Source organism: Marisediminitalea sp. (genome assembly GCF_984433645.1).
In genome coordinates this window covers 1-12,370 of the sequence record NZ_CFIDRX010000131.1, presented here as the reverse complement: position 1 = coordinate 12,370, position 12,370 = coordinate 1, and the positions used below count along the sequence as shown (strand labels likewise).

Here is a 12,370-nt window from a genome sequence, read left to right as displayed (position 1 = left end):
TGTGCCCGACGCGGCATCGTAGTCCATCACCGGATCAATGATCGCACAGGCGTTTGTCGCCGGGTCTGCAACCACGTAAGTCACGGTAAACGTGGGCTCGTGAAAAAAAGACGTGATTTGTATTTTACTCATGCGTCACTCTTGCCTGTTAGAAAATATGGATTCTGCGAATAATCTAAGGCAGGAAGAGCAAGAGGTTTGCCACATTGCTGGCAACATATTTAAAAAAAGCAGGTAAGGAACCAGGGCCTGTTTGACTAACAGGCCCTAAATTACCTGCTGTTTGCGTTAGCGGTTTACCACACGCCCCGTTTGACTTACAGGCTCCTCTCCATCCTGTCGATGGTTCGGGTGGTAAGGTCCAACAGGGAGTTGGCGAATAGCTGCGCCATTTATATCGTGAGCTAAATCGATATATTTCGTAAACGCCGTATTCAGCGCTGTCGCAATAATGCTGACTAATAAGTCGTTGGAATTCCCCGATGTTTCAACATTCAGCGTTTGAGCCTGCGACCAGATGGTTTGTGAGGTGGTGGTAGATACCAGTGTAAAATCCAACCCTACAGAGACATTCCCGCCGGTCACATAGTAGCTGGTGTCCCAGCGTACAATCGTCACAAACAATACCGCGTCAGCACCAAACAAATTTTTGAATTGCGCGGTATCAACCTCGCGAAGTTGCGAGCCGTCGGTGATACCCTGCTGCTGAAACAGCTGCTCTACAACCGGAATGGGCATAACATAGTATCCTGCTTCCGCTAGCGGCGGTAATACGGTAGTGGCGTACAATACCGGCGCGTCGGCTGCTGTCGTCTGGTTTACTGCGGGCACAACGAGAATACTTTTGACGGCCTCTTCGTACATCAAAGGATAAGCGTCTCGTTTGGTGTATGAGCGCGAAGTCGACTCACATCCTTGCAACACCAGCAATACCAGTACGCCAATGAAGGGGTAAAATTTCTTCATTCCTCACCATCCTTGGGCGCCATCTGTGCACTAAGCCGATTAACCAACGTCGCGGATTCAGGATACAAAGCAAGTTCTGAAGCCAGATACTGATTCCCCCGACCGGGACGATCATCTTCAAACTCCATTATTGCCAGTTCAATATAAATTCCGGGTGGCACCCGTTTTTCTCGTCGTTCCGATTCAATAATAATGGTCAGTAAACTTTGTTTGAGTTCTGCGCGGGTTTCCGCAGTAGGCGTGCGTTTGTAAGCGTAGGATGCTGCTGAGTAATTGCCAAAATAGTAAAGTGAGTGAGTATTCACACACCCACTCAGAACGATTATTGCAATTACCAGAACGGACGATGTTCTGGCTAAGTTCACGGTATGCGCACCTCAAATACGTTGCCGTTGGAAACGTAAATCTTACGTTTCACCAGAGTTTGCCCGCCTTTGCGCAACTCAACAACATGGGTGCCGCTGCCGACAGAAAATTGTGTGGCCGTCTCGCCATTCAGGCTAAAAGACTCAACGTTATCCAGAGGAATAGGCTGATCATTAATACTCAGAGTGTATCCATCCAAATCACCAATGAACTGGATCACAGCCTGGTCATCTACTTGTGTGGCCTGTTGAAACTGACTGCTACAACCGGACAACAAAACAAGCGCTACAATCACGCTTACAAAGAAGTTAAATTTCATAGCGCTGACTCCTCTTCACGTACGCGATAATCCGTTAATCGTTCGCTGTTCACATTGCCGTTAACCAGACTGCACAGCGACATTTCATTGTTACCACTTCCCATAAAGCCTACCACTTCGATGGTGGCGACTTCAGAGGCTGGCAGCTCCATATTCATGCCTGTTTGTGGATTTTTTACCAGCTTACCCGGTGTGACTACCGTAAAACGCTGGCCTTTTTCAATGCCCTGCGACTTTCCACCAGTCATTAACCACTGGCCATTGTGCTGCCCAACCAAATACGCTTGCCATGGCGCATCTAACAGGTTTTCCATCACATTGCTTACCAGCTTCGAAATCGCAGCAGATATTGCGCGATCATCCAGACTGGTGTCGTATCCAGCAGTTTGCCCCACGCCCAGTACCTGGTTAGCTTCGCTCTGCGCCTGGCCTGTCGCCTCCTCGGCATACACAATTTCACCAGTACGGGTATTGATTAATCGCACATTGACGGTCGCAGTTGCTACCTGAATGCGGTTGCGGCTGAAAACACCCACTTCACTTTCATTGCTGCGGCCAAATTCGGACACGGAGCCCACGATAATATAATCAGCCCCCACCTCGTCCAGCGGCTCGCCATCGAGTTTGGCTTCTTTCATTACGTCTTCCATCGCATCGCGTTCTAACATAATGAATTTCTGCGTTGCGGTAAGGCGGCTGGCCAGAATATCAGAAGCCTGTTTACCCAATCGGTTACCTTGTTTGTCGACCAGAAAGTTATTCGCTCTGGTTGTTTCGTCAGAAAATCGCGCAATGGCCACTACGCGCTTCAAACCTAATTGTTCTTCCTGCAATACCGGGCTAATTTGCGGCGCGGGAGCCGGAGTCGGGTTCACAACACCGCGAGTAGCACTGGTACAACCGCCTAATGTTGTTGCGGTTAGCAGACCGGCAATGAACAGCTTATTGGATAACATCCTCATGTCATTTTTCCTATTATTACCAAGTGGATACGTCAATCACGTTAGCACACAGGCGCTAAAGCTAAGAATCGTAATTTGTAAAAAAGTTTAACCTAACGTATATATTTTTTTGCAGCAGTGAGTACTTTACGATGACTATAGTGAAATAAGGGTGAACGGAAGATGAACAATCCCATTGGTTGGTTTGAAATTTATGTCGACGACATGTCACGCGCTAAAACCTTTTATGAAACAGTATTGAACGTTAGCCTGACCAGCATGGTCGACCCGGTAGACGGGTTTTCAATGTATGGTTTCCCGTCGGATATGGAAAGCTACGGCAGCTCAGGAGCGCTGGTATCGTCCCCAGCGGTAAAAGCCGGCAACAACAGCACTGTGGTGTATTTTTCCTGTGAAGATTGCGCGACAGAAGCGTCACGAGTAGTTGAGGCCGGCGGTGTACTGGAACGCGAAAAATTCGCCATCGGTGAATATGGTTTTGTCAGTCTGGCTAAAGACACCGAAGGCAACCTGATTGGGTTGCACTCGTTAAAATAAAGCATTGTTATAATTGATTTTATTTTAATTTCCAGAGATCAAATCAGATGGCATAATCCGCTTTTTTACCGTCTTTGGTAGCAACGGAGGAACTATGTTGTCTTGCGTGAATTGTGGCGCTTGTTGCGCAAGTTTTCGCGTGTCTTTTTACTGGTCAGAAGCCGACCCTTTCACGGGCGGAACAGTACCAACTGAGTTAACAGAAAAAATATCACCTACCCGGGTTGCCATGAAAGGCACCAACCGACCGCAACCGCGTTGCGACGCCCTCCAGGGAGATATTGGGCAACAAGTAGCCTGTGGTATCTATGCCCAGCGTTCTTCAACATGCCGGGAGTTCGAGGCTGGCTCGGCACAGTGCCTGAAAGCCCGTTTTAAACACGGTATAACAACCGACCAGATCCCCATTGTGGCAGCTTGAACGCTGCCACTCTGCTACAGCCTGAGGGTAAGCGCCGGCGTAGTGTGTTCTGGGATCACATGACTGGCAATCACCACGAGTCTGTCTTTGGCACTCATTTGCAGTACCGACATGATGAGTGACGCTGCCTCCAAGTCGAGGCCTTCAAACGGCTCATCTACCAGCCACACGGGTCCACCGTGCAACAGTGCTCGTGCAATATTCAGTCGCTTTCGCTCGCCACCCGATAACTGCCTGCCCCCCGGACCTAGCCATTCGCCAGGCTCGGATAAGTACGACAACCCCACCGTCACCAATGCATGCTCAAGCTCTGTGTGTCTGAAAGACTGCCCCAAACACAAGTTGTGTTTCAGCGTGGCCGCCATCACCAATGGCTGTTGCTCCAGATACAACCAACCGCTCACCAGCCCAGGGGATAGCACCTGACCCGCGTATGCACGACTTCCACGGCTCGCTTCCAGCCCGGCAATGGCTTGCAATAATTGTGATTTACCTTTGCCGCTGGATCCTGTGACCCACACTAGCCCACGTTCGGGTAACTCTGCACTGATAGCCTGCTCAGGTACGTTAACCGAACCAAACCCGGCCAATACAACCGACCCGGTGCTAGTAGACAAGGACAACGTTGCGAGTGAAGAGGCTGGCAAGGCGTTCAGCACTTTGTGCCCCTGCACCGCTTTGTTCAGAGCAGGTTGCGTATGAAAACTTCGTCCCAGCCAGTCTCCGGCACTTAGCAACAGCATTGGCACAATAAGCAATAAAGGCTCCGCTAGTTCCGTGGCTTTAGAGAAATGCACCAACCCCAGCAAACTAGCTAATAAAAGCAGCCATGCTCCGCCCTGAAACACCCATTGCGCTTGCAACACGCGTTGCTGTAATAACAAATTCGAGCGCCAGAGTGACGTTGCTTTTGGCAACGATTGCAGGAGTGAATCGCCCGACTTTAAATGCCAGATAGGCGCACTTGAGAGCTGTACATCAGATTGCGTTCGAAACTTCACTTCCTGACTGGCAATCTCTTCTGCGTAAGTAAGTCCCAACACACATAAAATAACCATTACGCTTAGCCAAACAACCGCTAGTGCAATCGCCCAACCACCCAGTGGTACATGCAACCACCACAAGCTAATACAGGAAACCAACAGCATCATTACTGCTGACGCTTGCTGGGAGACCCAACCCACCCACAGCGCGGCGATCGCCTCGGTGTGGGTTGCCAGCGCCTCAACTTCCTCGCCACGCGAGTTAATTTTTTGCGAGTGCAACCGGGCGAAAAGTGAAATTCGTAATCGTGCCGTTAATCCCAACAGGTGTTTGTGACCCACCCACATATGGGCATAGCCGCTGCCAATGCGCAGCAGCGCCAATGCTCTGATCACCACGGCAGGCAACATGTAATTAAACCCGGGAGCAGCGATCGCGCACGCAGCAATAAACCAGGACGATACAATCAAAATAGCCAGACCAGCCAGGCCATGTACCACCGCCAGTAACACCGAAGCAAAGGCCATCATTGCACCGATACCTCGCCCGCTTTTACTTGCCAAAAACGCGTAAACCACGCCGTAGGCAAAGGCTTGTGCGACACCCACAACACTGTTTTTTGTTCAGATAAACGCTGAATGAGCTCACTTATCTGGGCATGTTGCTCGGCAGGCAAATGCGCTGTGGGTTCATCTAGCAGCCACACCGGCGCCTCACTCAACAGTACTCTTGCCAGCGCCAGACGTTGCGCCTGGCCACCAGAAATTGCCGGTGTTTCATGTAAGGGGGTATCCAGTTGCTGTGGCAGTGTGCGTACCCAATCATCCAGTTCTACCTGCGCCAACACCTGCCAGAGAACAGAGGTGGTATGGGCTTGTTGATATTCCAGGTTGGCACGCACGCTCATCGGCAACAAAACGGGCTGCTGCGTTAGCAGGGCTACCTTACAAGGCAGCGAATAGCCAGCCTGAAACTGTCCTGCCAGGGCTTGCAACAGTATCGTTTTACCACTCCCCGACGGTCCGCTTACAGCAACCTTGTCACCAGGGCACAGTACTAAATTCGTCGCAGATATCAGCGCTTTCTCATGTCGAAGCGAAAATTGCTGGGGCTCATCAAATACCCTGGCTTTGTTCAAAGCGGCATCCAGTGCCTCATTGGGAATAACCTCGACCCACAGCCCCAGGCTGGACTGGGCCGATTCGGCTTCGGCTTTTTGATGATAGTACTGCCCCAGCGCTTTCAGCTCGGAAAACAGCAAAGGTGCAGTAAGCAATAACCAGAGCCCATGGTGCAGGTTTATCACCGGTCCAACTGCGAATTCGCCCAGTAAGGTAAAACCAATAAACACCGCCACCAACGCAACAGCGACCGTCGAAAAAAAGTCCAGTACAGTATTTGATAAAAACGCCACCCCCACAACGCTCATCGTGCGATCATTTAAGTCGTCACTGGCTTGCTTAAGCAGCGCCAGTTCGCTGTCATGGGCACGGTATGTGGCCAGCAAAGGAAGTGCTTTTAACCTGTCGGTAAACAAACTGCCCAGACGGGTCAAGGCGGTGAAATGTTTGCGCTGCTGGGCCGCGGCCCCTTTACCAACCAGCACCATGAACAGCGGAACAATCGGTAGGGTGATCAGCAAACTTAGACCAATCAGCCAATTCACCATAGACAACCCAGCCAGTGCGATTATCGGTGCCAGTACCGCTACATATTGCTGTACCTGGTAGTCGTAACGCCAATTCGCCAGGGCGGATATATGATGCAACCACAAGGATTGCCAGTAATAAGGGCCCTGCTGACTCACCATGGCTAGCTGCCCGATTGCCAGATGGCGTGCAAAACGCACCTCAAGATCTTGCAATAACTGTGTTTTAGCGTCCAGCGTTCGCCGATTCGCTTCGCCCTGAAGCAACCAGGCCAGTAACAATGCAACCGACAAACCTATCCAGTCAGCCATAGACGGTGCAGTGGCCAATACCACCAGCGAGTGCATCATGTGCGCAAACAGCCAGAAGCCAGCAATCATGATCACAATGCGGCAGGTTTTTAGCCCCACCAACGTATACAGGGTGCTGCGCGAGGCAACACCCTGTGTTTCTACCGTGGTGCGAAACCAGGTTGCAAGTGTAGGCGTTTCGGTCACGAGTCTTCTTCAGGACGGTCCATGTTTTCAGTTGATTCTAACCACATGGCGTTGATGATGCCAAAGGAACAGGCCAGTAATACCCCTAATATCCAAGTGAAATACCACATAAAAGTACTCCTTAATAAATCGCGTGAGACGAATCAAGGTCGCTGTTTTTCACACGACCGCGCATAACGTAAAACCCATAGGCAGTGTATCCGAGCACAATGGGAACAAAGATACAGGCCACGCCGAACATGATTTTCAGCGTCAGTAAGCTGGATGTCGCATCCCAAACTGTCAGGCTGGCTGCAGGCATAGTCACGCTAGGCATCAGGAACGGGAACATGGAGAACCCGGCTGTCAGAATCACACCAGCCAGCATGACTGAACTGCTAACAAACGCCCAGCCGCCTTTACCGGCTTTTGAGAAGTATGCACAGGCTAATCCACCCAAAATGCCCAGCACCGGTGCGACAGCCATCCACGGATACTTGCCATAATTGTTCATCCAGGCACCCGCTTCCATCACCACTTCTTTCTTAAGCGGGTTAGAGGTTGCGGCGGTATCAACCACAGACGTGATCACGAAGCCGTCTAAACCAAATGCCACCCAGACTCCTGCCAGTGCGAACAATGCAACAGTCGCTAACGATAGGATCACCGATACCGCTCTGGCGCGTACCTGAATGAAGCTGTCGGTTTTCATTTGCAGCCAGGTAGCGCCATGATTAAGCAGCATGGCCACCGACACTAACCCGGTCAACAAAGCAAACGGGGTTAACAAGCCAAAGAAAGACCCGGTATACGTAGCTTTAAGCGTGGGTTCCAGTTCAAAAGGTACACCTAACAGCAGGTTGCCGAACGCCACCCCAAAAATCAGCGACGGGACGACACCTGACACAAATAGCGCCCAGTCCCAGCTAGAACGCCAGCGTTTATCAGGTAGCTTACTGCGGAAATCAAAGCCTAACGGGCGCATCCACAGGGCAATCAGCGTTAACGCAAGGGCTAAATAAAACCCGGAAAACGCGGTAGCGTAAATCATCGGCCAGGCCGCAAAAATAGCGCCACCCGCGGTAATAAACCACACCTGGTTGCCATCCCAGTGCGGACCAATGGTGTTAATCATCACCCGGCGTTCGTCGTCGGTTTTACCAATCAGAGTAAGCAGTGCACCTACTCCCAAGTCAAAGCCATCGGTGATGGCAAAGCCAATTAGCAGTACACCAACCAGTACCCACCAAATTACCCGTAGTACTTCATAATCAATCATGCTTTTGCTCCTTCGATATCAAGGCCCATTTCACTGTCCAGAGCAGCTTTATCTTCCGGCGGTACCGGCCCTTGTTTGGCGTATTTCTTCATTAGATAGAACCCAATAATGAACATGGCGGTGTAGAACAGGGTATACGCAACCAATGTTGTCACGACGTCTGACACACTCAAATTTGAGACCGCGGTGTGCACTGGCAGTACTTCGGCAATCGACCAGGGCTGACGACCATACTCAGCCACAAACCAACCAGCTTCTGAGGCAATCCAGGGTAAGGGCAAGCTCCACAACGCGGCCTTTAGCAACCAGCGAGGCTTAGTGATCTGGTGTTTAGTGCTGTAATAGAATGCACAGATAAACAGGGCCAGCATTAAGAAACCGGAAACAACCATCAGGCGGAAGCTGTAAAACAATGGCGCTACCGGCGGAATGCTGTAGTCTACGGCTTTTTCCAGAGCTTCCGGTGTAGGCTGGGTAATGTCATCCGTGAAGGGCTCCAGTAACAAGGCATAACCCAGGTCACCTTTGTTTTGTTCAAACATCGCCAGTTCAGCGTCGCTTGCCGTGCCTTCTCGTACCTTGTCTAACTGTTTGTAAGCCTGGACACCAGACAGGATACGCACCCTGTGGATCTCTTTTAGGTCTTTAAGACCTGTGACTTCTTCATCCAGCGAGCGAGTGGCAATAATACCCATGGCCCACGGGATCTGGATGGCATAATCCGTGTGCTCGGTGTCGTCGTTAGGAATACCAAAAAGTGTAAAGGCTGCCGGCGCCTCATGAGTCTCATACTCTGCCTCAACCGCAGCTAATTTTACTTTCTGCACATCACCCAACTCATAGCCACTTTCGTCGCCCAGTACAATTACCGATAGCACCGACGCCAAACCGAAGCTGGCTGCAATGGCGAATGAGCGTCGCGCGAAGGCGATATGTTTGTGCTTTAACAGGTAGTAACTGGAAATGGCCAGTACGAAGATAGCGCCGGTTACATAACCAGCAGAAACGGTATGTACAAACTTAACCTGAGCAACAGGGTTAAAAATAACCTCTGAAAAACTGGTCATTTCCATACGCATAGCTTCGGTATTGAACTCAGCACCAATTGGATGTTGCATCCAGCCGTTGGCAATCAGGATCCACAGCGCCGAGAAATTAGACCCCAATGCCACCAGCCAGGTCGCCATCAGGTGCTTCACTTTGGACATCTTGTCCCAGCCAAAGAAAAACAAACCCACGAAGGTAGACTCAAGGAAAAAAGCCATTAAGCCTTCGATAGCCAGCGGTGCACCAAAGATGTCGCCCACGTAATGCGAATAATAAGACCAGTTCATGCCGAACTGGAATTCCATGGTCAGGCCGGTAGCCACACCGATGGCGAAGTTAATACCAAACAGCTTTCCCCAGAATTGGGTCATTTGTTTGTAGATCTCTTTGCCAGTCATCACATACACAGACTCCATGATGGCCAGCAGAAAGGTCATCCCCAGCGTGAGGGGTACAAATATAAAGTGGAACATTGCTGTTAAAGCAAATTGTAACCGCGATAGTTCTATTAACGTATCGCTCATGGGACTCTCTCCTTCGGAAAATTAAAAACGCTTTCTTTACCCGCACAAAGCGCCTTTTCAGGCCGGGGTATCTCGAACAGTCGACGTTTCCTCATCAACTGCTCGTACAACATCTAACTCAATACACCACTTTGCATAACCTGCGCCAATCATTAATTAATCTATAAGGCACTGAAAAAATTAATAAAAATATGAATAGCGCGCTAAACTTCAGGCACAAACCAGATATTGCGTTTACCGCAATGACAAAAATGACAATGCTTTGTCAGATGTGTCGTTGCGGTACGCTGCCAGGCAGTGAGAAGAGACTAACCAAGATTGGCGAAGGTGATGTTGACCGTAATCAAAGAGAGCGTGGTAAGTAGAGTGATAAGTACTGCACAGGAAGGCTGATGCTGAACAAGGGCCAGGCGTGCCTGCCCTTTGTTCATAACAATTGCATGGTTAATTTCGCTCAAAGCGCACGGTAAAGGCCCCTCGAAGTTGCCCTGCGTCAAACCCGGTCGCTTGATCCTGGGGGTACTGTGCTTCTAGGGCCTGTTTCACCGCTGGCGTTAAAGAAGCGCCATGGCAGTTCAGACAAACAGCTTGGGTAACAATAGGTTGCATGTAGCGCCACTCCGCATACGCTGAACCAGTCTGTGCATGCACGAGTTGTGCAGGAGGCATACCGCTGTCCAGGGCTTTTTCCATGGCGTTTAGTGCATCCGTTTCCCAGGCATCAGGGGCATTTTCAGGGTTGCGCACTTTTAACGATGTTCGGCCAACCTGCCAGCCGTCAACACTGTATTTGGCAGCCAACTGAGGGGCCAGATCTTTACACACCGTAATTCCTTCGGTTAGACCGCCTTGTTTTATTGCCGCCTGTAACGCCTGTTTAAGTTCACCACCCAGTGCCATGGATTTCGATTTGGCCTGGCTGACGAACTCAGCTTCATTCAGCGTATCAGCGAACGTCATACTCATAGTGTTAGAAATGCCGAAGGTGGCGGCGAACACCCATAATCTTGCAGTCTTATTTGTCATGGCCATCCTGCTCCAATCGTTCAATGCCAAGGGCTTTCAACACATACTTTTCGTAGACGGGCTCACTGGTACCGGTTTTCATTTTTCGCATGAAGTATTTCTCGAAGGCAATTTTAGCCAGATGTACCCATTTTCCTTGTTTAAACCAGGTTACATTACGCGGCGGAATCTGCGGCATCGCGACAAATGCTGCGCCGGTGTCTCCCATGTCTGCAAGGCAAATGGCATGCCAGGTGCCCTTAGCGGTGGGGGCCTGATTATCGACAATAATGCGTTTCAGGTTATGCGCAATGGCCGTCATCATGGTTTCAATCATGTAGCCGGTTTTTGGCGTGCCTGTGGGTACCGGCGTGGTTTCAACCGGCGGTATCGCAACGCAAACACCCCCCGAAAAAATATTGGGGTATTTCGGTGAGCGCTGGTGCTCATCCGTGATCACAAACCCTTTGGGATTACACAACCCTTCAACGTTGGCAACTGCAGGAACGCCGCCAAAAGGTGGAATTAGCATGGAATGCCTGAACGCTTCCTCGTAGGTAAAGTCCACTTCGCCTTTGCGATTCAATTCGCTAATGTGCATAACGCCATCTGTGACCTTGTCGACCTGAGCATTGCATATCCACTTTATGTTGCGATTGCGCAGCTCCGATTCCAGCATGGATTTAGAATCGCCCACGCCTCCCAACCCCAAATGGCCAATATAGGGTTCACTGGTCACATAGGTAATCGGTACTTTGTGACGAATTTTCGCGTCGCGCAGGGCTTTGTCCAGAATGAAGGCATATTCGTACGCCGGACCAAAACAACTGGCGCCCTGAAACGCACCAACAATAGCCGGCCCAGGGTTAGCTACCAATTTTTCAAAGTCGCTGTAGCAGTGCTGAGCATGGTCAAGCGTACAAACAGACTGTGTGAAGCCGTCCGGTCCTGCACCTTCAATGGCGTCGAAAGCCAGTCTTGGCCCTGTGGCAATGATCAGATAGTCGTAACTAATTTCTTCGCCTTCCGACGAAATCAGCAGATTAGCTTCTGCATCAATCTTGTCTATTCGTGCGCATTTAAAGCCGATGTGTTTCTTCGACAGGTACTTTTCAATGGGCATGGTTACCGCACTGCTCTCTCGCCAGCCTACCGCCACCCAGGGGTTTGATGGCACAAACCGAAACTCTTCACGCTCATTGACCATCAGTACGTCATGATCTTTACCCAGGGCTTCCTTTACTTCATAGGCTGCGGGCATGCCACCTGTCCCGGCACCTAACACCACTACTTTTGCCATAGTCGTTCTCTTTGTTTTGTAGGGCCGTGTATGTCTGTTCAGCGTTAACGGCCGGTTAGTTGTTAACACTGTGTTACCAATTATCGTGCCAACACCGGATTTACTTGCTACACTGCTGTTTATATTAGATTTATATTATATCTTTATCGTAAGTAGTTGAGATTGAGAAATAGCTGTGCCAAATTTGACAGCGCTCAACTGCTTAACTTTGCCAAAAATGTCGTACCGGGAGGGGCCATGAACGCATCACTGATCCAATCGATGATCAATGCCATCGACAAGCCCGCCATTTTTATTACACCCGACTATGTCATTCAGGCTGTCAACGAAGCTTATCGGGAAACCTACGATACCGAGGTCACTGTTGGTACCAGCACGTGTTACGCCGTGTCACACAACAACCCCGGACCATGCGATAAGCACGGCGAAGATTGCCCGCTGACCCAGAGTAAACTAACCCTACGCCCCAGCAGCGTAGTGCATATTCACAATACCGCTGCAGGTCGCACCTACTGCGATATTCTGATGAAACCGG

The 12,370-nt window shown here is 50.3% G+C and carries 13 protein-coding genes and 1 pseudogene; 3 read left to right on the top strand and 11 right to left on the bottom strand.

What is annotated here, in order from left to right:
• Window positions 1-288 precede the first annotated feature (288 nt).
• Genes AC4MRN_RS15165 through AC4MRN_RS15150 form a run of 4 tightly spaced genes read right to left on the bottom strand, consistent with a single transcriptional unit; the run spans window position 289 to window position 2,613 of the window.
• Window positions 289-966, bottom strand: a complete 678-nt coding sequence (locus tag AC4MRN_RS15165) for a GNA1162 family protein (protein WP_155013412.1) — start codon at window positions 964-966, stop codon at window positions 289-291.
• A complete protein-coding gene (locus AC4MRN_RS15160; RefSeq protein ID WP_073324223.1) occupies window positions 963-1,331 on the bottom strand; it encodes a DUF4810 domain-containing protein in 369 nt (122 codons plus the stop codon). Before AC4MRN_RS15160 ends, AC4MRN_RS15165 begins: the two co-directional genes overlap by 4 nt.
• Window positions 1,328-1,651 carry a hypothetical protein gene (locus AC4MRN_RS15155; protein WP_490402069.1) on the bottom strand — a complete coding sequence of 108 codons (324 nt, stop codon included), beginning with the start codon at window positions 1,649-1,651 and terminating at the stop codon, window positions 1,328-1,330. The genes AC4MRN_RS15160 and AC4MRN_RS15155 overlap by 4 nt, the downstream gene beginning before the upstream one ends.
• On the bottom strand, window positions 1,648-2,613 hold the full coding sequence (locus AC4MRN_RS15150; RefSeq protein WP_073324221.1) for a CsgG/HfaB family protein: 966 nt from the start codon (window positions 2,611-2,613) through the stop codon (window positions 1,648-1,650). The genes AC4MRN_RS15155 and AC4MRN_RS15150 overlap by 4 nt, the downstream gene beginning before the upstream one ends.
• 162 nt (window positions 2,614-2,775) lie before the next feature.
• On the opposite strand from AC4MRN_RS15150, the gene AC4MRN_RS15145 reads away from it, so the two are divergent.
• Complete coding sequence (locus tag AC4MRN_RS15145) at window positions 2,776-3,150, top strand: VOC family protein (RefSeq protein ID WP_488799211.1); 375 nt, start codon at window positions 2,776-2,778, stop codon at window positions 3,148-3,150.
• A gap of 94 nt (window positions 3,151-3,244) precedes the next feature.
• Window positions 3,245-3,571, top strand: coding sequence for a YkgJ family cysteine cluster protein (locus tag AC4MRN_RS15140; protein ID WP_073324219.1), 327 nt, complete (start codon window positions 3,245-3,247; stop codon window positions 3,569-3,571).
• A gap of 14 nt (window positions 3,572-3,585) precedes the next feature.
• On the opposite strand, the gene AC4MRN_RS15135 is transcribed toward AC4MRN_RS15140, so the two are convergent.
• The 7 genes from AC4MRN_RS15135 to AC4MRN_RS15105 form a co-directional block, all read right to left on the bottom strand.
• Window positions 3,586-5,085 carry an ATP-binding cassette domain-containing protein gene (locus AC4MRN_RS15135; protein WP_491203735.1) on the bottom strand — a complete coding sequence of 500 codons (1,500 nt, stop codon included), beginning with the start codon at window positions 5,083-5,085 and terminating at the stop codon, window positions 3,586-3,588.
• A complete protein-coding gene (locus AC4MRN_RS15130; protein WP_491203734.1) occupies window positions 5,082-6,701 on the bottom strand; it encodes an ATP-binding cassette domain-containing protein in 1,620 nt (539 codons plus the stop codon). Before AC4MRN_RS15130 ends, AC4MRN_RS15135 begins: the two co-directional genes overlap by 4 nt.
• On the bottom strand, window positions 6,698-6,811 hold the full coding sequence (cydX, locus tag AC4MRN_RS15125; RefSeq protein WP_073324216.1) for a cytochrome bd-I oxidase subunit CydX: 114 nt from the start codon (window positions 6,809-6,811) through the stop codon (window positions 6,698-6,700). Before cydX ends, AC4MRN_RS15130 begins: the two co-directional genes overlap by 4 nt.
• An 11-nt stretch (window positions 6,812-6,822) precedes the next feature.
• Entirely contained in the window at window positions 6,823-7,959 is a 1,137-nt protein-coding gene (gene cydB, locus AC4MRN_RS15120; RefSeq protein ID WP_073324215.1) for a cytochrome d ubiquinol oxidase subunit II, read from the bottom strand.
• Complete coding sequence (locus AC4MRN_RS15115; RefSeq protein WP_491203733.1) at window positions 7,956-9,530, bottom strand: cytochrome ubiquinol oxidase subunit I; 1,575 nt, start codon at window positions 9,528-9,530, stop codon at window positions 7,956-7,958. The genes cydB and AC4MRN_RS15115 overlap by 4 nt, the downstream gene beginning before the upstream one ends.
• 444 nt (window positions 9,531-9,974) lie before the next feature.
• A complete protein-coding gene (locus AC4MRN_RS15110; protein WP_491203732.1) occupies window positions 9,975-10,556 on the bottom strand; it encodes a Tll0287-like domain-containing protein in 582 nt (193 codons plus the stop codon).
• A complete protein-coding gene (locus AC4MRN_RS15105) occupies window positions 10,546-11,835 on the bottom strand; it encodes an NAD(P)/FAD-dependent oxidoreductase (RefSeq protein ID WP_073324212.1) in 1,290 nt (429 codons plus the stop codon). The genes AC4MRN_RS15110 and AC4MRN_RS15105 overlap by 11 nt, the downstream gene beginning before the upstream one ends.
• A gap of 237 nt (window positions 11,836-12,072) precedes the next feature.
• Here AC4MRN_RS15105 and AC4MRN_RS15100 point away from each other — a divergent pair.
• A pseudogene (locus AC4MRN_RS15100) lies at window positions 12,073-12,370 on the top strand (Fis family transcriptional regulator); the annotation flags it as partial.

What these genes read in the sequence shown, in the direction of transcription:
- AC4MRN_RS15165 (WP_155013412.1), bottom strand. Translation starts at nt 966, where the DNA reads ATGAAGAAATTTTACCCCTTCATTGGCGTACTGGTATTGCTGGTGTTG.
- AC4MRN_RS15155 (WP_490402069.1), bottom strand. Translation starts at nt 1,651, where the DNA reads ATGAAATTTAACTTCTTTGTAAGCGTGATTGTAGCGCTTGTTTTGTTG.
- AC4MRN_RS15150 (WP_073324221.1), bottom strand. Translation starts at nt 2,613, where the DNA reads ATGAGGATGTTATCCAATAAGCTGTTCATTGCCGGTCTGCTAACCGCA.
- AC4MRN_RS15145 (WP_488799211.1), top strand. Translation starts at nt 2,776, where the DNA reads ATGAACAATCCCATTGGTTGGTTTGAAATTTATGTCGACGACATGTCA.
- AC4MRN_RS15140 (WP_073324219.1), top strand. Translation starts at nt 3,245, where the DNA reads ATGTTGTCTTGCGTGAATTGTGGCGCTTGTTGCGCAAGTTTTCGCGTG.
- AC4MRN_RS15135 (WP_491203735.1), bottom strand. Translation starts at nt 5,085, where the DNA reads ATGATGGCCTTTGCTTCGGTGTTACTGGCGGTGGTACATGGCCTGGCT.
- cydX (WP_073324216.1), bottom strand. Translation starts at nt 6,811, where the DNA reads ATGTGGTATTTCACTTGGATATTAGGGGTATTACTGGCCTGTTCCTTT.
- cydB (WP_073324215.1), bottom strand. Translation starts at nt 7,959, where the DNA reads ATGATTGATTATGAAGTACTACGGGTAATTTGGTGGGTACTGGTTGGT.
- AC4MRN_RS15115 (WP_491203733.1), bottom strand. Translation starts at nt 9,530, where the DNA reads ATGAGCGATACGTTAATAGAACTATCGCGGTTACAATTTGCTTTAACA.
- AC4MRN_RS15110 (WP_491203732.1), bottom strand. Translation starts at nt 10,556, where the DNA reads ATGACAAATAAGACTGCAAGATTATGGGTGTTCGCCGCCACCTTCGGC.
- AC4MRN_RS15105 (WP_073324212.1), bottom strand. Translation starts at nt 11,835, where the DNA reads ATGGCAAAAGTAGTGGTGTTAGGTGCCGGGACAGGTGGCATGCCCGCA.